Source organism: Streptomyces sp. NPDC046881 (assembly GCF_040645015.1).
Classification (GTDB): Bacteria; Actinomycetota; Actinomycetes; order Streptomycetales; family Streptomycetaceae; genus Streptomyces.
Window position 1 is genome coordinate 1 of the sequence record NZ_JBEYXJ010000030.1, and the last position, 23,946, is coordinate 23,946.

General features: G+C 72.3%; 23 protein-coding genes and 1 tRNA gene. 17 read left to right on the forward strand and 7 right to left on the reverse strand.

The window, feature by feature from the left end; genetic code table 11:
• The first annotated feature begins 556 nt into the window (after positions 1-556).
• Entirely contained in the window at positions 557-1,426 is an 870-nt protein-coding gene (locus tag ABZ923_RS16925; RefSeq protein ID WP_361471699.1) for a bifunctional DNA primase/polymerase, read from the forward strand.
• A gap of 16 nt (positions 1,427-1,442) precedes the next feature.
• On the opposite strand, the gene ABZ923_RS16930 is transcribed toward ABZ923_RS16925, so the two are convergent.
• Positions 1,443-1,772, reverse strand: a complete 330-nt coding sequence (locus tag ABZ923_RS16930; RefSeq protein WP_361471702.1) for a helix-turn-helix domain-containing protein — start codon at positions 1,770-1,772, stop codon at positions 1,443-1,445.
• A gap of 105 nt (positions 1,773-1,877) precedes the next feature.
• On the opposite strand from ABZ923_RS16930, the gene ABZ923_RS16935 reads away from it, so the two are divergent.
• The 3 genes from ABZ923_RS16935 (at position 1,878) to ABZ923_RS16945 (ending at position 4,786) form a co-directional block, all read left to right on the forward strand.
• Positions 1,878-2,279: an STAS domain-containing protein gene (locus ABZ923_RS16935; RefSeq protein WP_361471705.1), complete on the forward strand. Its 402-nt coding sequence runs from the start codon at positions 1,878-1,880 to the stop codon at positions 2,277-2,279.
• Between the two features lie 170 nt (positions 2,280-2,449).
• Complete coding sequence (locus tag ABZ923_RS16940; RefSeq protein WP_361471707.1) at positions 2,450-2,932, forward strand: ATP-binding protein; 483 nt, start codon at positions 2,450-2,452, stop codon at positions 2,930-2,932.
• A 126-nt stretch (positions 2,933-3,058) separates the two neighbouring features.
• Positions 3,059-4,786, forward strand: a complete 1,728-nt coding sequence (locus ABZ923_RS16945) for a SpoIIE family protein phosphatase (RefSeq protein ID WP_361471710.1) — start codon at positions 3,059-3,061, stop codon at positions 4,784-4,786.
• An 8-nt stretch (positions 4,787-4,794) separates the two neighbouring features.
• Here ABZ923_RS16945 and ABZ923_RS16950 read toward each other — a convergent pair whose 3' ends face one another.
• Positions 4,795-5,472: a GAP family protein gene (locus ABZ923_RS16950; protein ID WP_361471713.1), complete on the reverse strand. Its 678-nt coding sequence runs from the start codon at positions 5,470-5,472 to the stop codon at positions 4,795-4,797.
• 356 nt (positions 5,473-5,828) lie between these two features.
• On the opposite strand from ABZ923_RS16950, the gene ABZ923_RS16955 reads away from it, so the two are divergent.
• From ABZ923_RS16955 to ABZ923_RS16965, 3 genes are all read left to right on the forward strand, one after another.
• Positions 5,829-6,419: a hypothetical protein gene (locus tag ABZ923_RS16955; protein ID WP_361471715.1), complete on the forward strand. Its 591-nt coding sequence runs from the start codon at positions 5,829-5,831 to the stop codon at positions 6,417-6,419.
• Positions 6,420-6,536: 117 nt separating this feature from the next.
• Positions 6,537-7,889 carry a Dyp-type peroxidase gene (locus tag ABZ923_RS16960; RefSeq protein ID WP_361471718.1) on the forward strand — a complete coding sequence of 451 codons (1,353 nt, stop codon included), beginning with the start codon at positions 6,537-6,539 and terminating at the stop codon, positions 7,887-7,889.
• Between the two features lie 54 nt (positions 7,890-7,943).
• Entirely contained in the window at positions 7,944-9,074 is a 1,131-nt protein-coding gene (locus ABZ923_RS16965) for a catalase family protein (RefSeq protein ID WP_361471721.1), read from the forward strand.
• A gap of 101 nt (positions 9,075-9,175) precedes the next feature.
• Here ABZ923_RS16965 and ABZ923_RS16970 read toward each other — a convergent pair.
• Both ABZ923_RS16970 and ABZ923_RS16975 read right to left on the reverse strand, forming a co-directional pair.
• A tRNA-Ser gene (locus tag ABZ923_RS16970) sits at positions 9,176-9,262 on the reverse strand.
• Positions 9,263-9,346: 84 nt separating this feature from the next.
• Positions 9,347-10,732, reverse strand: a complete 1,386-nt coding sequence (locus ABZ923_RS16975) for a trypsin-like peptidase domain-containing protein (RefSeq protein ID WP_361471723.1) — start codon at positions 10,730-10,732, stop codon at positions 9,347-9,349.
• 236 nt (positions 10,733-10,968) lie between these two features.
• Between ABZ923_RS16975 and ABZ923_RS16980 the strand changes: the two genes are divergently transcribed.
• From ABZ923_RS16980 to ABZ923_RS16990, 3 genes are all read left to right on the forward strand, one after another.
• Positions 10,969-11,796, forward strand: a complete 828-nt coding sequence (locus tag ABZ923_RS16980; RefSeq protein ID WP_361471726.1) for a glycerophosphodiester phosphodiesterase — start codon at positions 10,969-10,971, stop codon at positions 11,794-11,796.
• A gap of 114 nt (positions 11,797-11,910) precedes the next feature.
• A complete protein-coding gene (locus tag ABZ923_RS16985; protein ID WP_361471729.1) occupies positions 11,911-12,558 on the forward strand; it encodes an ATP-binding protein in 648 nt (215 codons plus the stop codon).
• A 143-nt stretch (positions 12,559-12,701) separates the two neighbouring features.
• On the forward strand, positions 12,702-13,664 hold the full coding sequence (locus ABZ923_RS16990; protein WP_361471732.1) for a DUF5926 family protein: 963 nt from the start codon (positions 12,702-12,704) through the stop codon (positions 13,662-13,664).
• A 258-nt stretch (positions 13,665-13,922) separates the two neighbouring features.
• Here ABZ923_RS16990 and ABZ923_RS16995 read toward each other — a convergent pair whose 3' ends face one another.
• Together ABZ923_RS16995 and ABZ923_RS17000 are read right to left on the reverse strand one after the other, a co-directional pair.
• The gene (locus ABZ923_RS16995; protein WP_361471735.1) at positions 13,923-14,483 is read right to left on the reverse strand and encodes a hypothetical protein; all 561 of its coding nucleotides are present in this window, start codon (positions 14,481-14,483) and stop codon (positions 13,923-13,925) included.
• Between the two features lie 54 nt (positions 14,484-14,537).
• Complete coding sequence (locus tag ABZ923_RS17000; protein WP_361471738.1) at positions 14,538-15,203, reverse strand: bifunctional DNA primase/polymerase; 666 nt, start codon at positions 15,201-15,203, stop codon at positions 14,538-14,540.
• 611 nt (positions 15,204-15,814) lie between these two features.
• Here ABZ923_RS17000 and ABZ923_RS17005 point away from each other — a divergent pair.
• The 3 genes from ABZ923_RS17005 to ABZ923_RS17015 all read left to right on the forward strand — a co-directional run bounded on the left by ABZ923_RS17005 (position 15,815) and on the right by ABZ923_RS17015 (position 20,382).
• Positions 15,815-17,188 (forward strand): PP2C family protein-serine/threonine phosphatase, encoded by a 1,374-nt coding sequence (locus ABZ923_RS17005; RefSeq protein ID WP_361471741.1) that lies wholly within the window; start codon positions 15,815-15,817, stop codon positions 17,186-17,188.
• Between the two features lie 167 nt (positions 17,189-17,355).
• Positions 17,356-18,840, forward strand: a complete 1,485-nt coding sequence (locus ABZ923_RS17010) for an aminopeptidase P family protein (RefSeq protein WP_361471744.1) — start codon at positions 17,356-17,358, stop codon at positions 18,838-18,840.
• Positions 18,841-18,990: 150 nt separating this feature from the next.
• Positions 18,991-20,382: a PLP-dependent aminotransferase family protein gene (locus tag ABZ923_RS17015; RefSeq protein ID WP_361471746.1), complete on the forward strand. Its 1,392-nt coding sequence runs from the start codon at positions 18,991-18,993 to the stop codon at positions 20,380-20,382.
• Here the strand turns inward: ABZ923_RS17015 and ABZ923_RS17020 are convergent.
• The gene (locus ABZ923_RS17020; protein ID WP_361471749.1) at positions 20,365-20,808 is read right to left on the reverse strand and encodes an ATP-binding protein; all 444 of its coding nucleotides are present in this window, start codon (positions 20,806-20,808) and stop codon (positions 20,365-20,367) included. The genes ABZ923_RS17015 and ABZ923_RS17020 overlap by 18 nt on opposite strands.
• A 199-nt stretch (positions 20,809-21,007) precedes the next feature.
• On the opposite strand from ABZ923_RS17020, the gene ABZ923_RS17025 reads away from it, so the two are divergent.
• From ABZ923_RS17025 to ABZ923_RS17040, 4 genes are all read left to right on the forward strand, one after another.
• Positions 21,008-21,838: a hypothetical protein gene (locus ABZ923_RS17025; protein ID WP_361471751.1), complete on the forward strand. Its 831-nt coding sequence runs from the start codon at positions 21,008-21,010 to the stop codon at positions 21,836-21,838.
• Between the two features lie 159 nt (positions 21,839-21,997).
• Complete coding sequence (locus tag ABZ923_RS17030; RefSeq protein ID WP_361471754.1) at positions 21,998-22,720, forward strand: YcnI family protein; 723 nt, start codon at positions 21,998-22,000, stop codon at positions 22,718-22,720.
• 103 nt (positions 22,721-22,823) lie between these two features.
• Positions 22,824-23,477, forward strand: coding sequence for an SCO family protein (locus ABZ923_RS17035; protein WP_361471757.1), 654 nt, complete (start codon positions 22,824-22,826; stop codon positions 23,475-23,477).
• Positions 23,474-23,938: a copper chaperone PCu(A)C gene (locus tag ABZ923_RS17040; RefSeq protein WP_361471760.1), complete on the forward strand. Its 465-nt coding sequence runs from the start codon at positions 23,474-23,476 to the stop codon at positions 23,936-23,938. Before ABZ923_RS17035 ends, ABZ923_RS17040 begins: the two co-directional genes overlap by 4 nt.
• Positions 23,939-23,946: the final 8 nt, after the last annotated feature.

Sequence of the window (23,946 nt, forward strand, 5' to 3'; positions counted from 1 at the left end):
CCCGCTAATACTTTTTTTTTTTGGGTTGTTTTTTTTTTATGTGTTTTGTTATCCGTTACCCCATCACCGCCGGCGGGGGGGGGGGCCCGCCCCCCCCCCCCGCGGACGTGTTGCGACCCTTGAAGCACAGCCCGCGAGGTCCCTCCCCACGAGGGCCCCGCCCGGGGCTCACCGGATGTTCGCCATGTCGTTCCTCCAGAACCGGGCATTCGACGGCCCTGCGGGCCGGCGGTGGACGAACTGCGGTGCGGATCAGGGCGGTTGGCCGGCCGCCCGACCCGCGATGGACGACGTCGTGCCTCCAGAGTTGCCCACCGGAACCCCGGCGAACCATCACAGAAGCCGTGATTCGCACGGACGCGTGACGCCGGGCCGATAAACCCACATAGATCTCTTTCGTCACTTCTGCCATGGAAACGAGCGGTACGGACGCCCGCCCGTGCAGGCCCCAGCAGAGATGAATCGTTACTGCACGATTCCGGCCATTCGCGCCCGCCCCCGCGCCCCGACTCGGCCCGCCCTTCCCTTTTTCGAACGCACGTACGAACATGGAGCCATGGCCACCACCGACCGGCAGGCCACGACGCTGGCCCTCGCACACGCCCTGTCAGCCGCCGAACGCGGTCTGGCCGTGATCCCCCTGTCCCGGACGAAGCTCCCGGCCCTGCGCTCCCCGCATCGCGACGACCCCGCACCGGGGCGCCCCTGCCACGGCGCGTGCGGACGCTTCGGCCACGGCGTGTACGACGCCTCCACCGACCCCGTCCGCATCCGCGAGCTCTTCGCCGCCGCGCCCTGGGCCACCGGCTACGGCATCGCCTGCGGGCTGCCCCCGTACCACCTGATCGGCGTCGACCTGGACACCAAGTCCGGCACGGACTCCTCGGCCGCCCTGCGCGAACTGGCCCTGCGCCACCTGTTCACGATCCCGGAGACGGTCGTCGTCCTCACCCCGAGGGGCGGCCGCCACCTGTGGCTGACCGGCCCGCCGGACACCGTCGTACCGAACTCGGCCGGTCGGCTCGCCCCCGGCATCGACATCCGGGGCGCCGGCGGCTACCTCGTCGGCCCTGGCTCCCGCACCGACCACGGCGTCTACACCACCGCGCCCGGCACCGCCCACCTGGCCCCGGCCGCCTGCCCGCCGTCCCTGCTCCGCCTGCTGCTGCCGCCGCCGCGCCCCCACCAGCCGGCGCCGCCCGCCCCCGGCGACCACGGCCGCGGCCTGGTCCACTTCGTCCTGACCGCCCACGAGGGACAGCGCAACACCCGCCTGTTCTGGGCGGCCTGCCGCGCCTACGAGAACGGCATCGGCCCCGCCCTGGCGGAGCCCCTCACCGAGGCGGCCCTGCACACCGGCCTGACCGAACGCGAGGCCCGCGCGACGATCGCCTCGGCGGCCCGCATGACGGGCCACCACCCCTGACGCCCCGAGCCGGGACCTACCGGGCGACCGGGTTCTGGACCCGCTCGGTCTCGTCCTGCACGAGCAGGGACAGCAGGGAGGCCACGGAGAGGCCGGCCTCCGCCGGGTGGCGCAGCACCTTGTCCGGCTCGATGCGGTAGGTGTTCGTGCGCCCGTCCCGGGTGTGGGAGAGGTAACCGTCCTGCTCCAGATCGGAGATGATCCGCTGGACGGCGCGCTCGGTGAGCCGGCAGCGCGCGGCGATGTCACGGATCCGGACGTTCGGGTTGTCGGCGATGGCCGCCAGTACGCGCGCGTGGTTGGTGATGAACGTCCATCCGGTGTGAGGTTCGGGCACTCCAACCATGCCCAGCATTTTAAGGTACTCCGTTGCCGGAACCCAGTTACATGACATATTTTTCACGTATTCGATGACCGGGTCCGCGATGGAGCGCCACGGAAGGAGCCTGAGGTGTCCTGGGATGAAGCCGTCATGCCAAGGCCCGCGAGCAACGCCGCCGGGAGACAGCGGTCCGACCGGGCCGGCGGGCAGGCCGCGGGGGCGGCCGTCGTTCAGTACGAACGGCGGGACGCCTGGGTCGTCGCCCCGCACGGCGCCTACGACCTGCACTCCATCCCGCCTCTGGCGGACGCCCTGGACGCCGCCGCCAGGAAGCATCCGAAGGTGGTCCTGGACGCCTCCGGTGTCGACTTCGCGGACTCGACGTTCCTCAACCTGCTGATCCTCACCCACCAGACGGGCACCCTGCGCGTGGCCGCACCGCCCCGGCAGCTCCAGCGGCTCTTCGAGATCACCGGAACCAACGCCGTCCTGGAGATACGCGAGACGGTGGACGAGGCCGCCGTCTCCTGAAGCCCGCCCCGGACCGGGGTCCCGGCCGGCCGGGGGCGACGCCCTCAGGGCCGTCGGCCGCGGCGCCGTACGATGCGGCGAGATCGGATGCCTGGCCTGTCCGGCCTCGGGTATCCGGATGGTGCACCACAGCACCAGCAAGGATCTTCGCCACTGGTAAGGCAACAGCAATGGCCATCCCGCTTGGGCAGAAGGCGGCAGATGACCGGGCCGGGGAGCGGCGTGAGCCCGTGCGGTTCAGTGCGGCCTTCGCCGCGGGCGCCGCGCGCGCGGCCGACGGGCGGAAGGCGCTCCAGGCCGTCCTGGCGCGCGCCGCGAACGTCGGGCACCCGCCCCTCTCCCCGACCGCGGTCATGGACGCCGAACTCGTGATCAGCGAGCTGCTGACCAATGCCATACAGCACGCTCCCGGCCCCTGCGGGGTCGTTCTGGAGCTGTCCGACGCCGAACTGTCGGTCACCGTGTGGGACACCTCGCCCAGGGAACCCGTACCCAGGCCGCCGGACGAGCGGCGTGTCGGCGGACACGGCCTCCACCTCGTACGCGTCCTCAGCCACCGCTTCATGACCGCGTCGCACGCGCTCGGCAAGCAGGTCGTCGCCCAGCTGCGCCTGCTCCCCGACCCGACGCGGGGTGCCCTCTCCGGTCCGTGACTTCCCCGGTGAGCCAGGAGGTCGGATCTCCGCCACGGGGGCATAAGGGAAGGGAAACCTGAAGCCGTCGCGCGGCGCTCCTCCTGCGGCACCGCGGACGGGGACCGATCTTCCGGAGGCGAGGACATGACGGAGCCGAAGACGGCGGAGACCGGCCCCGCCCGGGCACGGGGAGTTTCCGACGCCCGGCTCACCGACGCACTGAACGCCATCGGGACGGGCGCCTACGTCGCCGACGAGCAGGGCCGCATCATCGCCGTCAACTCCCTCGCCGAGCGCCTGCTGGACCGGCCCGCCGAAGACATGATCGGCCAGGACGCCCACGAGCTGCTGCACCGCGGGCCCCAGGGACAGCCGCTGCCCGCCACCCGGTGCGGCATGCGGCCGGCGTTCCACGCCGGGCGCCCGGCACAGGGCGAGGAGGACTACTTCGCCCGGGCCGACGGCTCCGTCCTGCGCGTCTCGTGGCTGATCGCTCCCTACGCCATCGCCGGCCCCGGAGCCGGCACCCTCGTGGTCTTCCACGTTCCCGAGGCGGTGCCGAGCACCGAGCCGCAGCCGGACCAGGCCGCCGAGCGGATGAGCGAGCTGGAGCGGCTGGCCCTGCTGGCCGAGACCACCACCCAGCTGACCTCCACCTTCGACGTCGACGAGGCGCAGCGCCGACTGGTGCGCCTGGTCGTGCCGCGGCTGGCGGACTGGGTCGTCATCGACCTGATCACCGAGCGCGACGAGGTGTGGCGCACCGCCGTGGTCCAGGCCGACGGCGACACCCTCGTGCACCACGAAGACCTTCAGGGACCGATGCCGCCGATCCCCCAGGAGTCCCCGATGCCCCTCTCCCGGGCCCTGCGCGGCGTCGCCTCCACCCTGGCGGGGCCCGAGACCTACCAGGGCGCCCCGGATTCCGGGATCGCGGTGGAGCAGCGCCGCCTGTTCGACGCCACCGGCATCCACTCCGCGGCCATCGCCCCCCTCCGCAGCACCCGCGAGGTCCTGGGCGCCCTCACCCTCGGCCGCGCCGAGAAGCCGGGCAACTTCACCAACGCCGACCTGCCGCTGATCGAGGACATCGCGCGCCGCGCCGGTGTCGCCCTGGACAACGCCCGCCTCTACCAGCGCCAGCGCGCGGTCGCCGAGACCATGCAGAACCACCTGTTGCCGCAGATGCCGAGCGTGCCCGGCCTGCAGATGACCGTCCGCTACCTGCCCGCCCCCGACGCCTCCCAGGTCGGCGGCGACTGGTACGACGCCTTCACCCTCTCCGACGGCGCCACGGCGCTGGCCGTCGGGGACGTCGTCGGCCACGACCTGGAGGCCGCGGCCGGCATGGCCCAGCTGCGCAACATGCTCCGCGCCTACGCCTGGTCCCAGCGGGAACCCGCCAGCCGGATCGTCGAACGCCTCGACGAGGCGGTCATGCCGATCACCGACGTCGGCATGGCCACGCTCATCTTCGCCCGGGTGACCGAGACGGACGACGGACACTGGCAGCTGTCCTGGACCAACGCCGGCCACCCCCCGCCCCTGCTCATCGACCGCAACGGCCTGGCCCACTACCTCACCGACGGCCACGGTCTCCTGCTGGGCACCGGGGTCTCCGCGCCCCGCCCCGACGCCACCGCACTGCTGCCGCCCGGATCCACGCTGCTGCTGTACACCGACGGCCTCATCGAAGCGCCCGGCCAGACCCTGGACGAGGGCCTGCACCGGCTCCGGCAGCACGCGGCCGCCCTCGCCCACCGGCCCCTGCCGTCCTTCACCGACCAGCTGCTGCGCCGCGTCCAGCCCCCCGGCATCGACGACGTCGCCCTCCTCGCCCTGCGCACACCTCCCCAGGGGAACGCCGGCTGACGGACGTGTCAGGAGGTGAGGACGGAGATCCCGTCTCCGAGCAGTTTCAGTCCGAGGACGAAGAACAGGACGGCCATCACGGCGACGTTGTGCCGAGCCGCCCAGTCCTTCCAGTTCCCGAGCGTGGTCCTGGCCCGTTCCCCGCCGAGGAGGAAGACACCGAGCGGGACCAGCAGGCCGAGCGTGGCGATCACGACGAAGACCGCCAGTGATGCGATCTGCTGCCCGAGAGGAAGACCGGCCGAGCCGATGGCGGCCCCCGCGGCGATGGTCAGCGGGGCGTTCTTGGCGTTGAGCACGGCCAGGGCCGCTCCGAGGCCGAAGACCTTGACCGGGGTGAGGCGGTCGATCGCGCCCATCCACTTCGGCAGCTTCGCCTGCGAGGGATCCTTCGGGCGCCGCCGCCACTGCCGGGCACCGAAGAAGAGGAGGAGCAGGCCCAGAGCGAGCTTGAGGGCCCCCACCCAGGTGGCCGGCTGCTGGTGCGCGGAGGCACCCGCCGGGGAGGCGATCGCCAGCATCACGGCGCCCAGGGCCGACAGTCCGAGGACCCAGCCGACGGTGAACAGGATTCCGTTGAGACGCCCCCGGGGCGTGGCGAGGACGAGGATGACGGCGATGACCGGAAGCGGGCTGACCGCGACGCCGGCCGCCAAACCCAGCACGTCACCGAGGACTGCGCCCATGGTTGCCTCCAGCTGGGATCAGGGTGACGATCCCGTGAGCAATGGTTCGACGGGGAGGAGACCCGGTCGCCTGCCCTGCGTGTGGGGTTCTCGTGCGGAGGTTGCGCCGCGGCTTCACGGCCGCGTGGAAGCGGCGGACCGAGAGATGACGACCCCGTGCTCAGCACGCACGGCCCCGTCCCATCTTCCTGCGCCCGGCTCGATCTGTCCTGGCAGCTTGGGCTCGTGCCGCATTCCTCAGCGGTCAGGATGCGAGGCTGTACATCCGTGGTGAGCATGGACCTGTGAGGGCGACGGTGCCCGGGGCGTGGGTGCTTGGTGACCCTCACACCGATCCGTGGCAGGGGAGTTTCACGATGACTGCAACGGCACAGGCGAATCAGTCGGCTCACCCCGAGCGTCCGGGCAGGGCGGATGGGGTCTGCAGCGAGTTCACCGTGTTCACGGAGATCAAGCCCGGCCATGCGGACGCGCTGCGGAGGGATCTCGCCGCAATGGCCGACGCGGCAGAGGACGAGAGGGTCCATGCGGCGGTGCGCCAGATCGGTACCCTGCACGACGCACGGCACGTGATCTTCGACAACGACACACGGTTCATGTTCGCCAGCGTCTTCGACGGCTCGTGGGACGCGTACATCGACGACTTCGCCAAGACGGTGGTCGGCGAGCGCTTCGACAAGGTCTTCTCGCACAGCGTGGGGTTCCCCGGCGTCAAGGACCCGGGGGCGAAGGACTGGTTCATCGCTCACCAGGCGCCCGCGAATGTCTTCGTCAGCGCCTATCCCGACCTGACCGTGCAACAGATCTACAAGGACCACCGCGTGGAAGAGGCGTTCGAAGAGGTGTTGGACACTCCCGAGTTCCGCGCGGCGCTGGAGAATCCGGCCAACGAGGAGCTGGTGAACACGCCTGCCTTCCAGAAGCTGCTGGAAGAAGCCTCGGCCTAGAACCGGCCACAGCTGTCCCACAGAGCTGCGGCCACTTGGGTGAGCAGCGCCGACGGGCGCAATCCAGCCCTTGGAGGGCTGTCCGGACAGGAACCGATGCGGAGGCCCCGACGGATTATGAGCACGGCAGACAGCGGCAGCGCGGCTGGTGTACGCGTGGAGATCGAGGACGTCCAGAGCGGGGCACTGCGCCCGCGCCCCGTCCCCTACGAGGGACAGTTCCTCTTCCTGCGCGTCGACGACCGCCACGCCGGACGGGCCCTGCTGCGGCGGTTGCTCCCGCTGACCTCCGGCGGCCTGCCGAGCGTGGACCGGAGCCGGGACGCCTGGGTGGCTGTGGCGTTCACCCATCAGGGGCTGCGGGCCCTGGGGGTGCCCCAGGAGTCGCTCGACAGTTTTCCGCAGGCCTTCCGTGACGGCATGGCCGCCCGGGCGGAACTGATCGGTGATGTGGGCGAGAACGCCCCGGCCCACTGGGAGGAACCGTTCGGGTCGGGCGACGTCCACATCGCGTTGAGCGCCCTCGCCTCGGACGCGGCGCAGCTCGGCCGTGAGCTGGAGCGGGCCCGGGTCGCCTACCAGGAAACGCCCGGTGTCCGGGTGATCTGGGAACAGGACGTCCACCAGCTGCCGACCGGACGCACCACCTTCGGGTTCCGGGACGGCATCAGCCATCCGAACATCGAGGGTGTCGGACTGCCCGGTTCCAATCCGCAGGAAGCCCCCATCAAGGCCGGCGAGTTCTTCCTCGGGTACCCGGACGAGACCGGCAATCTGCCTCCCATGCCCAGCCCTGACGTGCTGGGACGCAACGGCACCTACGTCGCCGTCCGCAAGATCCACACGAACGTGGCGGCCTGGCGCCGGTACCTGCGCGACAACAGTTCCAACGCAGAGGAGGAAGCACTCCTGGCGGCAAAGATGGTCGGACGCTGGCCGAGTGGCGCGCCGCTGACGCTGACGCCGGAGCACGACGACCCGGAGCTCGCCGCGGACCCGCAGCGCGTCAACAACTTCCTGTACCGGGAGCACGACGACCGCGGCCTGCGGTGCCCGGCCGGTGCGCACATCCGCCGGAACAACCCCCGGGATGCCACCATCATCGGCGACGCACGGATGCACCGGATCATCCGCCGCGGCACCACCTACGGGCCGCCGCTGCCCGAGGGCGTGCTGGAGGACGACGGCGCCGACCGAGGCCTCGTGGGCGTCTTCATCGGAGCCCACATCGAACGGCAGTTCGAGTTCATCAAGTCCGAGTGGGTCAACGACGGCAACTTCATCGGCTACCCCGGCGAGCAGGACCCGGTGGCCGGCCATCACGGCGGAAGCGGCAGCGTCACCCTTCCCGGCAAGCCGGTCCGCCGCCGCCTGCGGAACCTGCCGAGCTTCGTGGTCACCCGCGGCGGCGAGTACTGCTTCGTACCGGGGCTGCGTGCCCTGCGCTGGCTCGCCGAACTGGAGGACTGAAGGGCAAACCCACCCCCGAGGCGCGGTCTCGCTCTCCGACGAGAGGTCGAAGCCATGGCAGCACAGTTCGTCCCCTACACGCCTGACGTCGAGGTACAGGATCCGGACTTCGACCAGCACGTGCGGACGGTGATCGAGAGGACCGAGAAGTACATCGCCGAATCCGTCCAGGCGGGCGGCACGGGACAGGCCCTGCGTGACGCCCATGCCAAGGGGTACGGACTGGTCCGCGGGACAGTGGAGATCCTCGACGGACTGCCCCCCGAGTACGCCCAGGGCATCTACGCGACGCCAGGAACTCACGACGCACTCATCCGCTTCTCCAACGGCTCGCCGCACGCCGGAGCCGACGCGCGCCTGGGCGCCGCCACCGGCCTGGCGCTGAAGATGTTCGACATCCCCGGCCCGACCCTGCTGGAAGACGAACCGGACACGGGCACCTTCGACTACGCCAACATCAACGGACCGGTCTTCTTCTGCAACACGGTCGAGCACTACCTCTTCATCCAGGAACTGTTCCTGAACGCGCCGGCCTACTTCTCCCAGGGCCGGCCCGGCGCGCACCGCTTCTACACCGAGTTCGTGACCGGCAAGGGAACGCTGGACCGGGACGACTGGGCATGGGACGAGTTCCTGGCCTTCCTCCGCCTGTCGAAGACCCCTCCGGCAAATGTGCTGCTGTCGAGCTACTGGACGATGGGCGCGGTCAGGCACGGCGACTACATCGCCAAGGTGCGCATCACCCCCGACCCGTCCGCCGCCGCCGCGGTGGTCCGGCGCACCATCGACCCGACCTCGGCGGCCGAGGTCTTCCGGCCGGCCCTGCAAGCCGAACTGCAGGAGCGGCCCTACGCCTTCGACATCCAGGTCCAGCTCTGCATCGACCTGGAGCGCATGCCGGTGGAGGACACCACCGTGGAGTGGCCCGAGCAACTGTCGCCGCCCGTCACCGTGGCCAAGCTGCGGCTGGCACAGCAGGACATCTCCGGCCCGGAAAACCTGGCGAAGATGGACTCACTGTCCTACACGCCCTGGCGGGTCACCGCCGAGCACGCCCCCCTCGGCAACATCATGCGAGCCCGCAAAGAGGTCTACCGGCACTCCTCCATCGCCCGCCACAAACTCAACCAGCAACCGCGCACAGAGCCGCGCAGCGCCGACGAGGTACTCGGCCCGCCCCGATGACACCAGCCGCAGCCGCTGTCAGAGGTGAGCCGAGGTACGCGCAGAGGGGGTGCCCCTGAAGCTGGGGCACCCCCTCTGACCTGCAACATCTATGACCTGCGCGGAGGCGGTGGGATTTGAACCCACGGTGACATCGCTGCCACGACGGTTTTCAAGACCGTTCCCTTCGGCCGCTCGGGCACGCCTCCCCGCGCCACCGGAGATCGACGGCGCGGGTACAGATTACCGGCCCGCCGCCGGATCGCGGGGCGGTGGTAGCCGTACCGGGGCGGTCAGCTGTCGCCCTCGCGTGCGGCCAGCGTCAGTTGCGCCGTGTGCTCCTGGCCGCTCCGCTTGTAGGTGATCGTGACCTTGTCGCCCGGCTTGTGGGTCCAGATCTCGCCGATCAGGGTCGGGCCGCTGTCGATCACGTGGTCGTCGAGCTTGGTGATGACGTCGCCGGGCTTGAGGCCCGCCTTGTCCGCGGGGCCGCCCGACTCGACCGCGGCGGAGCCGCTCGTGCCCTGCTCGGTGATCTGGGCGCCGTCGCCGGAGTCCTCCAGGGAGACGGAGGCGCCGATCTTGGCGTACACCGGCTTGCCGGTCTTGATCAGCTGCTGGGCGACGTACTTGGCCTGGTTGATCGGGATGGCGAAGCCCAGTCCGATCGAGCCGGACTGACCGGAGCCGAAACCGCCGCTGCCGGTGGACTGGATCGCGGAGTTGATGCCGATGACCGCGCCGGAGGCGTCCAGCAGCGGGCCGCCGGAGTTGCCCGGGTTGATCGACGCGTCCGTCTGCAGCGCGCTCATGTACGACGCCTTGCTGGAGGAGCTGCCGTCGCTGGAGGCCACCGGGCGGTTCTTGGCGCTGATGATGCCGGTGGTCACCGTGTTGGACAGCCCGAAGGGGGCGCCGATGGCGATGGTCTCGTCGCCGACGGCCACCTTGTCGGAGTCACCGAGGGCGAGCGGCTTGAGGTCGGAGGGGGCGTTCTTCAGCTTGACGACCGCCACGTCGTAGCCCTGCGCGTGGCCGACGATCTCGGCGTCGTACTTCCTGCCGTTCGGGAAGGTGGCCGTCAGCTTGCCGCCGTCCACGGCGTCGGCCACCACGTGGTTGTTGGTGACGATGTGGCCCTGGGTGTCGAAGACGAAGCCGGTGCCCGTGCCGCCCTCGCCGTTGTTGCTCTCCGCCTCGATGGTGACCGTGCTGGGCAGCGCCCTGGCGGCCACGCCCGCGATCGTCCCCGGCGCGCGCTTGATCTGGGCGGCGCTGCTGTCGGAGGAGACGGTGGTGGAGCCGCGGTCGTCCCGGTCCTTGGCCAGGGTGTAGCCGAGGCCGCCGCCCAGGCCGCCCGCGACCAGCGCGGCCACCAGGATCGCCGCCACCAGGCCGCCGCGTCCGCTGCGCGGCTTGGGGGCGGGCTGCTGGTAGGAGGCGCCCCAGGCGGCGCCCGGGCCGCCCGCGCCGCCGTCGCCGTAGGCCGGGGTGGCCGGCGGCGGGGGCCAGGAGCCGTCGGGGGCCGCGGGGGTCTCCTGCGGGACGGGAGGCAGGGGGGCGGTCGGTGCGTTCCCCTCGGGCGCGTGTCCCTGCGGGGAAGCGGTGGGAGAGGCCATCGGCACGGGAGGTGCGGACGGCGCCGGGGGTACCGCGTTGCCCTCGTTCTCGGTGCTCACAGGTCTTCTCCTCGGTCCACGCCTGTTGTCGTCGGTCACGCCGGTCGCACTGTTCTGCAGTCAGCTTTTCCCACGGCCCGTCAGAGCACCATAAGCGGTGGCTGTGGGTCCGCCGGTCCCCTTTACATATGTTTATATAGGATCTTTCGCGCAAAGGTTTTATAAACGAGCGCCCAGCGTCCTGGGGAGCGTCCCGTGCCGCCACGTCTACCCGGTGACGGTGGCACCATGACGCGGTGACCCACGCACGACAGCACACCACCCAGGTCGTCGCCCACCGCGGCGCCTCCGAGGACGCTCCCGAGCACACCCTCGCCGCCTACCGGAAGGCGATCGAGGACGGCGCGGACGCCCTGGAGTGCGACGTACGGCTGACCGCGGACGGACATCTGGTCTGCGTCCACGACCGGCGGGTGAACCGCACCTCCAACGGCCGCGGCGCGGTCTCCGCCCTGGAGCTGGCCGATCTGGCCGCCCTCGACTTCGGCTCCTGGAAGACGCGCGAGGCCTGGCGCGGGCGGGACGAGGAGCCGGACTGGGAACACCGGCCGGAGGACCGCGAGGAGACCTCCGTCCTCACGCTGGAGCGGCTGCTGGAACTGGTCGCGGACGCCGGGCGGCGGGTGGAGCTGGCCATCGAGACCAAGCACCCCACGCGCTGGGCGGGCCAGGTCGAGGAGCGGCTGATCGCGCTGCTGGAGCGGTTCGGCCTGGAAGCGCCGGCCTCCGCCGCCGAGTCGCCGGTCCGGATCATGAGCTTCTCGGCGCGTTCGCTGCACCGCGTGCGGGCCGCGGCCCCGACGCTGCCGACGGTCTACCTGATGCAGTTCGTCTCGCCCCGGCTGCGCGACGGACGGCTGCCGGCGGGCGTGCAGGTGGCGGGTCCCTCGATCCGCATCGTGCGCAACCACCCCGCCTACATCGAGCGGCTGAAGCGGGCCGGGCACCAGGTCCACGTGTGGACCGTGAACGAGCCCGAGGACGTCGATCTGTGCGTCGGGCTGGGCGTCGACGCCATCATCACCAACCGCCCGCGCGCGGTGCTGCGGCAACTGGGCCGCTGAGCCGCCCGGACGCCGCCCCACAGCCGCCCCGAAGCGCACCGTACCGGTCACTTTCGGACAAGGTTCGTCACAGGGAGTGCACCGGCGCGTTCGCTGCGTGCACGGCCGTGCCGAGTGCGTCACCGGAAGGGGATTGGCCGGTTTCCGGTACAGGCCAAGAGGGCATCCACTCCGTGGCGTGGGGCGAAGGAGGTCTCGGGGGTGGCGTTGGTGGTGGCACAGGAGGTGCCCACGTCGTCGAGCATGGCCGTACCCCATGGCCCTGCGGGCGTGGGCAAGGCACGGCACCGGATGCGGGCGCAGCTCCGCAGCGGTGGCGTAGCGGAATCGGTCATCGACGACGCCGTACTGATCCTTTCCGAACTTTTGAGCAACGCCTGCAAGCACGGGCGCCCCTTGGGGGACGCGCCGGCCGGGGACGGGGACGTGCTCGCCGCATGGCGCGTCGACCCGCACGGGCGGCTCATCGTGGAGGTCACGGACGGCGGCGGCCCGACCCGCCCGGCGCCGGCCACCCCGTCGGTGACCGCGCACGGCGGCCGCGGGCTGAACATCATCACGGCCCTGGCCGACGACTGGGGCGTCCGCGACGACGTCCAGGGCGAGGTGACGGTCTGGGTGGTGGTCCACGAGGACGTCCACGACCCCGATGCCGGCTGCCACCGCGACGCTTTCGCTACGCGCGTCACGCACGCGGCGCTGCCGGGCCTCCCGGCGCTGCCCGGCCTGGACTTCACGGAGGCGTTCGAGGACATGGACTGAAGGCGCGCCCGCCCGGAAGGCGCCACCGACTTCACACCACCGGCGTCGAGCGCGCGTGCGTTGTCCACAGGTTCCCGTCGGTCATGGTCCGAACGGCTAGGCTCCCGACGTACGAGAAGAGCCGTAACCGGGAGACACCCACCATGGCCAAGAAGCGACCCCAGACGAAGGCCAAGCCGCAGCCGATCGACGGGGAGATCCCGGTTGTCGGCGCTCGCGAACCCTGCCCGTGCGGCAGCGGCCGGCGCTACAAGGCCTGCCACGGCCGGGCCGCCGCGCACGCCGCGACCGAGCTGGTGCAGCGCCCGTTCGAGGGGCTGCCCGGCGAGTGCGACTGGGTGGCGCTGCGCGAGCTGGTCCCGGCGGCGACGGCCGGGCTGACCCTGCGGGAGGGCCTGCCCGAGGGCGTCCCGTCGGTCACCCTGGCCACGGTGCTGCCGATGGCCTGGCCCGCGCTGCGCCGCGACGACGGCTCGGTCCTGATCGGCCTGCAGAACGACACGGCGTCCGGCGACATCAGCCGCGACCTGGCCGACACGCTGCTGCGCGCGCTGGAGGCCGAGCCCGGCACCCCGGTGCAGGGCCGCCGCGCCCCCGCCGACGGTCCGCGGCTGCAGGACCTGCTCGACCCGGAGGGCGCCTTCGAACCGGTCGTGCACAGCGGCTTCGAGTTCTGGGTGCCGGACGCGGAGAACGCCACCCCGGAGGTGGCCGCCTCCCTGGAGCGGGCCAACGCCGCCGCCATCCCGACCGTGAAGCTGGCCGGCGTGGACGCGGCCTACTGGTGCGAGACACCGGAGAAGAACCACCTGCGCTGGGTCATGCCGCACCCCGAGGAGCAGCTTCTGGACGCCCTCGCGCGCCTGCACGCGGCGGGCCGCTCCAGCCTCGGCGAGGGCACCCGGCTCGTCGGCTCCTTCCGTGCTCACGGCCTCACCGTGCCGGTCTGGGACCTGCCGAGCGGCACCTCCGCCGAGGACGTGGAGAAGCCGGCCGCCGAGTTCGCCGAGCGTCTCGCCGCGGCCCTCGCCGTCCGGGAGCCGCTCACCCCGGACGAGCGCCGGGCGCGCGGGGGGCTGACCAACCGGCAGGTCACGCTCAGCTGAGGGCCCGCGCGCGTCCGTCACGGCTGACCGGTCGGTCAGCCGTGACACCCGGTCGCGCGGCAGGTGACTCCTGTCACAACTCCCGGTTCGGTCAGGGAAATCGGTGTCCGAATAGCCAACCCGGAATTTGCGAACCGCGGATCTCTTGTTACCGTTCCAGTAGCCCGGTTGCTGGTGCATCCCCCGTCGCCAGCAACCGGGCCTTTCCATGCCCGCGTCCGGCACCCGGTGGCACCGGCGACAACTCCGGTGCGCGGATCAGGAGTTGCTGCCCGAGCGGAGCAGCAGCGCCCCGTCCGCGCCGCGCTCGGCGAACTCGGTGACGGCCGTGTAGCCGCCCGGTCCGCCCCGGCTGCGCTCGCGCGGTGTCTCGCAGGTGGCGGGCTCGTCGTCGGCCCCGGTGACGCAGCGCATCTGCACGCTCCGGCCGCCCGGGCCCATCAGGCTCAGCACGGACTCCAGCGACTCGCCGGTGGCGTTGCGGTAGTAGGTGCGTGCCCAGGTGTCCTCGCCCTGCGTCAGCACACAGGTCTGCGCCTCGATGCCGTCGGGCGAGGTCAGCTCGGGGCCGCAGCGGGCGGCGGTGGCCAGTCCCAGGCCGAGCGCGCGGGGGGAGCCGTGCGCGGTGCCCGGGCGGGGCCCGGCGTCACCGCGGGAAGCGACCGGTGCGGAGGCCCGGCCGGCGTCGCCCGTCTGCCCGGCGGACGCCACGGTCAGCGGCAGGGCGACCACGGCCGCCACGACGCTCACGAGGGTGAGCAGACGCAGCCGTCGGGGATCCCGCCGTGGGGCACGGTGGCCGCCGGAATGTCGCAGCATAGGCGGACGATAACGAGCGAGCGGGGCCCGGCCGCCCCGCCCGCGCCGACACCCCTACAACTCGGGCGCGCTCACACCCGTACGAGTGAGGGCGTCGACCACGGCGTCCACCACGGCCTCCACGTCCGGCACCCAGGGCGCGGCCGAGCCGGGCAGCGGGGCCCGCTCCCAGCGGACGGCGCCCTGGCCGGTCTCGGACGGGGGCAGCGCGACGTAGCCGCCCTCGCCGTGGAAGCGCAGCGAGCCGGGGACGAAGTCCTTGGCGTACAGCAGTTCGCCGAGCTGTTCCATGGAGTACGGCTTCACGAGCAGCGACCAGCGGGTCGGCGCGGCGATCACCGGGCCGAGCCGCATGCCGCGCCGGTCGAGCAGGGCGAGGGCGCGGGAGGCGGCGAGCGCCGGCAGGCTGACCGCGCAGGGCGCGTTGCCCCCGGTGGCCAGGATGATGGGGGCGCTCGGCCGGTTGGTCCACCACCAGCGCACCATGCGCGCGTCGGTGGTGGCCGCGAGCAGGCCGGGGTCGAAGGGGTGCGCACCGGGCACCGTGCACTCGGGGTCGGGGCAGGCGCAGCGGGCCCGCCCTTGCGGGTCCGGCGCCACACCGGGGAGAACCGGCCACTGCCATTCCGCCGCGAAGGTCAGGGCCGCGCCGATCAGCTCGGGCCTCCCGCCGTTCCGCCTGGACAGAAGCCTGCGTCGCCTTCCGAGGATCTCGCGCATGAGCGCTCGTTCCTTTCCGTTGCACCGCTGGCAACACCGTGGGCCACATCACACCATGTGTCGATCACTTCACTGTGCGTACCTGTTGGCGCATCACACCCCTGCGCACGGCATGGGGAACCCCGAGGGGTCGAGCGTTGGCCGCGTCCACGTCCATAGTGCGTCTATCAAAAGCACGGGCGTGGCGTGGGGGTGGCGAAGTCTGGCGTTTTGCCGTCGCGCGTATTTCTCTCCGCCTCCGCCACGGGAGGATGGGGCTCGGTCGTCGGTGGCTATGACGCCCGGGTCCGTCGCCAGGTTCCGGGTGGTCCCCAACCACCCCTGGCCTTCTCCGAGTACGTACCCATCACGACCGCTGTGACGCTCCGTCGAGCAAGGCCAGTCGACCGCAATGGACCGATACCTAAGGCAGTTTTTAGCCAACTTGGCAGTAAGGCAAGGGGTTCGGGAAAACCCTTCCCCGACCCATGGACACCAGGAATCCCCGCAGGACAATGCTGGACATCCCCTCACGAGTGCGTGTACATGTGGAGACACTGCTAGCGGCGCAGAATGACATGGGGGTTCGCGATGCTTTTGAGCAATACGCACCGGTCTGAAGGCCGGACGCCATGAACGCCCCGCACCCTCCGAAAGTGGCTGGAATCGATCCCACGGTCCCGACGCCCGCCCACACTGCGCCCGCCTCTTCCGCCGCCGGCGCCGCCTCCGTCCCCGCCCCCCACGCACCCGCCCCCGGCGCCCTGCTGCAGGACCGGCTGGCCGGCTGGGTCTCCGATCTCACGACCCTCCACGAACTCACCGAGCGCCTCTCCCGCACCCACGCCCTCGACCCCGCCCTGCACGAGCTGCTGCGCGCCGGAGCCGCCCTGGTCGGTGCCCGCCGCGGCCTGGTCGTCCTGGAGCCCGCCGACGGCTCCGGCCCCCGCACCACCCTCGGTCTCGGCCTCGGCCGCGCCGACCTCGGGCACCTCGAGACCGTGCCGCGCCGCGCCCTGCCGTACGACACCCGCGCCGAGACCGTCCACCCCGACCTGTTCGCCGAGGACGGCCTGGACCCGCGCCACCGCGAGGTGGCCGCCCGCCTCGGCTACGCCGCCAGCTACGCCCTCCCGCTCGCCACCGAGTCCGCCGGCCGCCTCGGCGCCGTCGTCTGGCTCTACGACGAGCCGGCCGAGCCGGACGCACGCCGGCGCCACCTCGCCGGGCTGTACGTCCGGCACGCCACCGAGCACCTGGCCCGGCTGCTGGAGGTGGAACGCACGCGCGCGTGCATGGCGATCATCACCGGGGAGCTGCTGCCGTCCCGGCTGCCCCGGGTGGCCGGCGTCCAGCTCGCCGCCCGGCACCGCACCGGCCCGCGCGGCGGCGGCGACTGGTACGACGCCCTGCCGCTGCCGGACGCCGCCCTCGGCCTGTCGGTCGGCTCGGTCACCGGCTCCGGGCCCAGCGCGGTGGCCGCCATGGGCCGGCTGCGCGCCTCCCTGCGCGCGTACGCCGTGATGGAGGGCGAGGACCCGGTCGCCGTCCTGTCCGACCTGGAGCTGCTGCTGCGGCTGACCGAGCCCGCCCGCTGCGCCACCGCCCTGTTCGCCTACTGCGAGCCCGCCCTGCGCAAGGTCACGCTGGCCGGTGCCGGGCACAGCCCGCCGCTGCTGGTCGGCGAGCGGCGCACCGAGTTCGCCGAGACCTCCGTCTCGGCCCCGCTCGGCATGCTCGCCTGCTGGGAGGCGCCGAGCGTGGAGATCCAGGCCGAGGCCGGAGAGACGGTTCTGCTCTACACCGACGGGCTGCTGCACCGTACCGGCGACCCGATGGACCGCGCCTTCGCCCGGCTGCACGCCGCCGCCGCGGGCGTCCCGCGCGCGGTGCGGCACGATCCGGGCGCCGTCGCCGACCACGTCCTGCGCGCGGTCCTGCCCGACGGCCTGGACGCCGCCGACAGCAAGGAGGACGTGGTTCTGCTCGCGGCCCGCTTCGACTGAGGGGGCCCCGGCCGAGCGGTCCGGCCTGCCGGCATGACCGGGCATAACAGGTCATCCGGCCCCGCCCGCTCGCGGTACGACCGTACGATGATGGAGGTCCCCGCTCGGCCACAAGCAGGAGCGTCGCGGGCCCCGGGGGAGATCAATGGCGTATCGAGGAGGATCACGTGTCCGACGAGCTCAACCCGGCTGTCCCTGACTCCGCCACCGCGGAGGGCCCGGAGACCGAGGCCGAGGAGACCGTCAAGCAGCGGAAGAACGGCCTGTACCCGGGCGTCTCCGACGAGCTGGCCGAGAACATGAAGTCCGGCTGGGCCGACACGGAGCTGCGTGACCTGGAGCCGATCCCGCAGGCCGCCGAGACGGCGCGCCGGCGCGCCGCGCTCTCCGCCCGCTTCCCGGGCGAGCGCCTGGTGATCCCGGCGGGCAACCTGAAGACCCGCTCGAACGACACCGAGTACCCCTTCCGCGCCTCCGTCGAGTACGCCTACCTCACCGGCAACCAGACCGAGGACGGCGTCCTGGTCCTGGAGCCCGGGGACGGCGGCCACCAGGAGACGATCTACCTCCTGCCCCGCTCCGACCGCGAGAACGGCGAGTTCTGGCTCTCCGGCCAGGGCGAGCTGTGGGTCGGCCGCCGCCACTCGCTCACCGAGTCCGAGGCGCTCTACGGCATCCCGGCCGCCGACGTGCGCGAGCTGGCCGACAAGCTCCGCGAGGCCACCGGCCCGGTCCGCGTGGTGCGCGGCTACGACGCCGGCATCGAGGCGGCCCTGACCGACAAGGTCACCGCCGAGCGCGACGAGGAGCTGCGCGTCTTCCTCTCCGAGATGCGGCTGGTGAAGGACGGTTTCGAGATCGGCGAGCTGCAGAAGGCGGTCGACTCGACCGTCCGCGGCTTCGAGGACGTCGTCAGGGTCCTCGACAAGGCCGAGGCGACGAGCGAGCGCTACATCGAGGGCACGTTCTTCCTCCGCGCGCGCGTGGAGGGCAACGACGTCGGCTACGGCTCCATCTGCGCGGCCGGCCCGCACGCCTGCACGCTGCACTGGGTGCGCAACGACGGCCCGGTCCGCTCCGGCGACCTGCTGCTGCTGGACGCCGGCGTGGAGACGCACACGCTGTACACCGCCGACGTCACGCGCACGCTGCCGGTCAACGGCACGTACAGCGAGATCCAGAAGAAGATCTACGACGCCGTGTACGACGCCCAGGAGGCCGGCATCGCGGCCGTGCAGCCGGGCGCCAAGTACCGCGACTTCCACGACGCCGCGCAGCGCGTGCTGACCGAGCGGCTCGTCGAGTGGGGCCTGGTCGAGGGCCCGGTCGAGCGCGTGCTGGAGCTGGGCCTGCAGCGCCGCTGGACCCTGCACGGCACCGGGCACATGCTCGGCATGGACGTCCACGACTGCGCCGCCGCGCGGACCGAGACGTACGTGGACGGTGTTCTGGAGCCCGGCATGGTGCTCACCGTCGAGCCGGGGCTGTACTTCCAGGCCGACGACCTGACCGTGCCGGAGGAGTACCGGGGCATCGGCGTCCGGATCGAGGACGACATCCTGGTGACGGAGGACGGCAACAGGAACCTTTCGGCGGGCCTGCCCCGCCGCTCCGACGAGGTCGAGGCGTGGATGGCCGCGCTGAAGGGCTGATTTGCGTTTGAATGGCCGGGTACCGGGAGGTGCCCGGCCATTCGGCGTGCTGGTTTCGTCGGGGGTGGCCGGTCGTGCCCGGGCGGCGGAGCCGCATATCGACACAGTCCCGCGCCCCGAGGGGCGCGGGCACTGACGGGGGTGGGATACGTGGACGACTTCTGGTCCGGGGTCGGTGTCGACCTGCATCTGGAACCGGACTCGGTGGACGGCCGCCGAGTGGGTCTGGAGCGGGCGCTCAGGGACGCCGTGCGCGACGGGCGGCTCGGCCCCGGTACCCGGCTGCCCGCCACCCGGCGCCTCGCGGCCGACCTGGGCATCTCCCGGGGGACCGCCAAGGCGGCGTACGACCAGCTGGTCGCCGAGGGCTATCTGACCGCCCGCCAGGGGTCCGGCACCCGGGTCGCCGAACTGCCGGTCGTGGACGCCGAGGCGCCGCAGGCGCACGCCCACGCGCGGGCGCCGCGTTTCGATCTGCGCCCGGGCAGCCCGGACGTCGGCGCGTTCCCGGCGGCCGCCTGGCTGCGCGCGCTGCGCCGGGCCATAGCGACGGCCCCCTCGCTGGCGTACGACTACGGCGACCCGCGCGGCCGGATCGAGCTGCGCACCGCGCTCTCCGGCTACCTGGGCCGGGCCCGCGGGGTGCTCGCGCCGCCGGAGCGGATCGTCATCACCTCCGGGTACGTGCAGGGCCTCGCGCTGCTCACGCGCGTGCTGGACGGCGCCGCCGTCGCCATGGAGGACCCGGGGCTGCCCTTCCACCGGCAGGTGGTGCGGCACAACGGCGGAACGGTCCTGCCGGTCCCGGTCGACTCGCGCGGGGTGCGCCCCGAGGAGCTGGGCGGGGCGGCGGCCGTGGTGGTCACGCCGGCCCACCAGTACCCGACCGGGGTGACCCTGCACCCCGAGCGGCGCCGGGCGCTCACCGACTGGGCCCGCGCGCGGGGCGGCCTGATCGTCGAGGACGACTACGACGGCGAGTTCCGCTACGACCGGCAGCCGGTCGGCTCCCTGCAGGGCATGGCACCGGGCCAGGTCGTCTACCTGGGCACCGCCTCCAAGACGCTCGGTCCCGCGCTCCGCCTCGGCTGGATGGTGCTGCCCCCGGACCTGGTCGACGCGGTCGCCGACGCCAAGCTGCACAGCGACCACCACACCGAGACCATCGGCCAGCTCGCCCTCGCCGAGCTGATCGACAGCCACGCCTACGACCGCCATGTGCGCGCGTGCCGGCTGCGCTACCGGCGGCGCCGGGACCAGCTGCTGGACCGGCTGGGGGCGCGGCGGAGCGTGCGCGGGATCGCGGCCGGGCTGCACGCGCTGATCGAGGTGCCGGACGAGAGCGAGGCGCTGGCCCGCGCGGAGGCGGAAGGCCTGGCACTGGGCACGCTCGGCGAGCACTGGCACGCCCCGGACCCCGGCCGGCCGCAGGGCCTGGTCGTCGGCTACGGCACCCCCCGGGAGCGGTCGTACCCGGAGGCCCTGGAGGCGCTGGCGCGGGTGCTGGAGCCCGCCCGCCGGCCGTCACGCCGTGAGCAGTGAGGGATCCTTCTTCCACTTGAGGATCTTGTCGAAGCTGACCACCGTCCCGCCCCGGCCGGGCCTGGCCCCTACGTGGACGTGGTCGGCGAGTTCGCGGATCAGACACAGACCGCGGCCGTGCTCGGCGTCCGGGCGGGCCGGCCGGGGGTCCGGGGGGCGCGCGAAGCCGGGACCGGAGTCGGAGACCTCGATACGGCACGTCTCGCCGTCGAGATACGCGGTCACCCGGTACGCCTCCGAGGTGCCGGGCCCCGTGTCCCCGCCGTGCTCGACGGCGTTCGCGCAGGCCTCGCTCAGAGCGACGGACAGGTCGTAGGAGATGTCCGGGTCGACGCCCGCCGTCTCCATCGTGCCGATCAGCAGCCGCCGGGCGAGCGGCACGCTGGCGGCCTCGCGCCGCAGATGGAGTGACCACCAGATGCTCATGCTCCAGCCTCCTGGCCGGCTCGACATACCGTTACGTATTGCCGCCCGTAGGCGGTCATAAGCACTCCGTCGACGTGAGTCCGCCCATACGGCCGATGCGCCATGCGAGGAATCGGTGTATGAGACGCGGTGCGCACGGGCCGGACCGTGCGCCCCTGCCGTGGGCGGCGGGCCGGGGCAGTGCGATGATGAGGCCGCCATGTCTGCCCCCCACCCGCGCACGGCGCGTCCCGGAGCCGGGCTCCGGATCCTGCGGGCCGCGGTGTTCGCCGCGGTCTGCGTCGCGCTGGCCGCGTGCGGGCACACCCTGGCCTCCTGCGCGGGCGTCCCGCTGTGGTCGCTCGGCGCGGGCTTCCTCGGCACGCTGCTGGTCGCGGCACCGCTCGCCGGGCGGGCCCGGTCGCTGCCGGGCATCGCCGCGCTCCTCGCCCTCGGCCAGACCGTGCTGCACACCCTGTTCGGACTGGGCCAGCACCAGGTCACGACGGCCGGGACGCCGACCGGGGCGATGGGCGGGGTGCTGAGCGACAGCGCGCTGGTCGAGCGAGCCACCCGGCTGCTGTGCGGGTCGGCCCCGGCCTCCGTCACCCCGGGGCACGCCTTCCGGCTGCTGCTCGACGCGCGTCTCATCGACCGCGCCGGCCGGCCCACGGCCGCCCTGGGCACCCTGGAGCACGCGCACGACGTCACCGGCGCCTCGGCCGGCCTGCTGCCCTCGCTGCCGATGCTGCTCGGCCATGTACTCGCGGCCCTCGCCGCGGGCTGGCTGCTGCGCCGCGGGGACCTGGCCGTGCTGCGGCTGATCGAGCTGTCGGCGCATGGAGTCGCGGAGGGGGCGCTCGTACGGTCCCTGCGCGCTGCGCTCGCGCTGGCTCGCGCCCTGTGCGCCGGGCTGCTCCCCGCCGCCGGGACCGCGCCGCGCGGCCCGCGCCCCGACCGGGACGAGACACCGGCCCCGCACACCGCCGTACTCCAGCACACGGTGATCCGGCGCGGCCCGCCCGCCGCCGCCCTCCTCCTCGCCGCCTGACGCGGCCACCGCTCCCCTCCACGGACACGGACCCCGGTGCGCCGCCGTCGCGCGGCACGCGCGCGTGCGCGTTTTTCCAGGTACGGCCAACACGCCGGCCCCGCTCGCGCGTATCCCTCTTCACCACCGGACCTCACTCAGAGTGGAGTGCTTCCTTCCATGAAGGCTTCTCGTATCGCCGCCGCCGCTGCCGCCGCGGGTACGGCCGTTCTGGCCCTGTCCGCCCCCGCCTTCGCGCACGTCTCCGTGCAGCCCGAGGGCCCCGCGGCCAAGGGCGGTTACGCGGTCGTCGACTTCAAGGTCCCCAACGAGCGCGACAACGCCTCGACCACCAAGGTCGAGGTGAACCTCCCGGCCGACCACCCGATCGCCTCGGTGATGCCGCAGCCGGTCCCCGGCTGGAAGGTCGAGGTCACCAAGTCCAAGCTGGCCAAGCCGCTCACCATGCACGGCGAGAAGATCGACGAGGCCGTCACCAAGGTCACCTGGACCGCGGACGGCAAGGGCATCGAGCCCGGCTACTTCCAGAAGTTCCCGCTCTCCCTGGGCGCCCTGCCCGAGAACACCGACGAGCTGGTCTTCAAGGCGGTCCAGACGTACTCCAACAAGGAGGTCGTGCGCTGGATCGAGGTGCCCCAGGAGGGCAAGGACGAGCCGGAGAACCCGGCCCCGGTCCTGGAGCTGTCCGCCGCCACCGGCGACCACCACGGCACGGCGAGCGCCGAGAACACCGCCGAGAAGACCGAGAAGACGGCCGCCGCCAAGGACTCCGGCGACGACAGCGACACCACCGCCCGCGTGCTCGGCGTGGTCGGCATCGTCATCGGTGTCGCCGGCGTGGCCTACGGCGTCCTCGCGGGCCGTCGCCGGACCGCCGCCTGAGCCTTTCTTCCGCCGCGCGCACCGGGCGTCGCGTGATGCCGTCACCCGACGGCACGCCCGACCCCGGTGCGCGCCGGAGTTCACACATCTGGGACATTTTTCTATGCGCACCAAGACGCTCACCGCGGCCGCACTGCTCGCCGCCGCCACCCTGACCCTGTCCGCCTGCGGCTCCGGGGACGACTCCGGGTCGCCGGTCTCCGTGGTCTCGGGAGGATCCGGCGCGGGCAAGGCCGCCACCGTCCTCGACCAGCCCTTCACCAAGCCGGACCTGGTCCTCACCGACACCCGCGGCAAGCAGTACGACCTGCGCAAGGAGACCGAGGGCCACCCGACCCTCGTCTACTTCGGCTACACCCACTGCCCCGACATCTGCCCGACGACGATGAGCAACATCGCCGTCGCCAAGAAGGCACTGCCCAAGGCCGAGCAGAACGACCTGCGGGTGGTGTTCGTCACCACCGACCCCGGCCGCGACACCCCCGCCGAGATGGGCAAGTGGCTCAAGGGCATCGACCCCCAGTTCATCGGCCTGACCGGCGACTTCGCCAAGATCCAGGCCGGCGCCCGGACCCTGGGCATCTCCGTGGAGCCGACCACGAAGGACAAGAACGGCAAGCTCGTCTCCGTGCACGGCACCCAGGTCGTCGCCTTCTCCCCGAAGACCGACGCCGGTTACGTCCTGTACGGCGAGGACACCTCGGTCGACGACTACACCAAGGACCTGCCCAAGCTCGTCCAGGGAGCCAAGCCGTGAGGCGTCGGGCCGCCTTCCTGGCCGCGGGCGCGCTCACCGGCGCCCTGGCCCTCACCGGCTGCTCGGGCTCCGGACCGGGCCCGGAGCGGGCCGAGCTGTCCGTCAGCGCCTCGTACATGCCCCAGCCCGTCTCCGCCGACATGGCCGCCGGGTTCCTGACGATCACCAACAAGGGCGGCACCGGGGACGAGCTGACCTCGGTCAGCAGTGACGTCGCCGGCGAGGTCACCATGCACAGCACGACCGGCGGGGCCATGGCGGAGAAGTCCTCCTTCGCCATACCGGCCCACGGACGGCTCGTGTTCCGCAGCGGCGGCAACCACCTGATGTTCGAGCAGCTGAAGCGGGCGCCGAAGCAGGGCCAGAAGGTCACCCTGCACCTCGGCTTCGCCAAGTCCGGGCCCCTCACCGTCGAGATGCCGGTGAAGGCCACCACGTACAACCCGTCGACCGGCCACTGAGGGAGGGA